Origin of the sequence: Mycobacterium sp. E136 (assembly GCF_001666865.1) — a bacterium.
Classification (GTDB): domain Bacteria; phylum Actinomycetota; class Actinomycetes; order Mycobacteriales; family Mycobacteriaceae; genus Mycobacterium.
The window spans coordinates 1-1,060 of sequence record NZ_LZJE01000329.1 but is presented as its reverse complement, the minus strand read 5'-3'; the positions used below and the strand labels follow the sequence as shown (position 1 = coordinate 1,060).

1 protein-coding gene is annotated in these 1,060 nt (G+C 65.2%); it reads left to right on the top strand.

Going from position 1 to position 1,060, the window contains the following annotated elements; genetic code table 11:
* Positions 1-808 (top strand): IS110 family RNA-guided transposase (locus A5698_RS21865; protein WP_068301049.1); only part of this gene is annotated, 808 nt, incomplete at its 5' end.
* Positions 809-1,060 lie beyond the last annotated feature (252 nt).

Below are 1,060 nucleotides of genomic sequence, written 5' to 3'. Positions count from 1 at the left end.
CAAGACCGATGCCCGCGATGCCGCGCATCTGACCCGGTTACTGCGTCTGGGCGAGATCACCGCGGTCACCGTGCCCGAGGCCGACGTGGAGGCGGTGCGCGATCTGGTGCGTGCGCGTGAAGACGCGCGCGCTGATCTGATGCGGGTCCGGCATCGATTGTCCAAACTACTGCTGCGCCAGGGCCGGGTGTACTGCGGTGGGCAGGCATGGAACGGGGTGCACGAAACCTGGCTTCGTCGACAACGATTCGACGATTCCCACACCATGGCGGCATTCGACCATCACTTCGACGCCGTCTTGACTGCCACCGCCGCCAGAGATCGTCTCGACCAGCAGATCGTCACCGTGGCAGCCTCGCCGCGCTGGGCTGACCCGGTCAATCGATTGGGGTGTCTACGGGGGATTTCGGCGCTGACCGGGCTGGCGTTGAGCGTCGAGATCGGTGACTGGACCCGGTTCACTGGCGCCTCGATCGGCGCCTACGTCGGCTTGGTCCCCACCGAGTACTCCTCGGGTGCATCCCGGGTGCAGGGCTCGATCACCAAAGCCGGCAACGCCCATGTGCGGCGATTGTTGATCGAGGCGGCGTGGCATCACCGGGCGACCTACCGCAATCCTGGACCGACGATGCGGGCACGCTGGGCCAGGGTCGACCCGGCGCTCAAGGATCGCGGGCATGCCGGAAACCGGCGCCTGCACCAGCAGTGGTGCCGGTTCAACGAACGTAAGAAACACCACGTGGTGGCCAACGTCGCGGTGGCCCGTGAACTGGCCGGCTGGTGCTGGTCACTGGCCACACTGAACTAACAACCGCCACCGAACTTGATCGGAGTCAGCCGGTCGACGGCGAGGTAGGCGAACTGGACCTGCGTTACAGCTATGAGCCACAACAGCACTCCCCGAAGTACTGGTGTGACGCCCGTCCCTAGAGAGCAGCCACCGTTCGCGCCGAACCATCGTCTTGCGGTACCCAACCCGCGCATATCAGTCTGACACCACCGTCGTTGACCAACGACCGCCGCGACACCGACTAACCCCGATCAAACGAAAGCCGCCCCG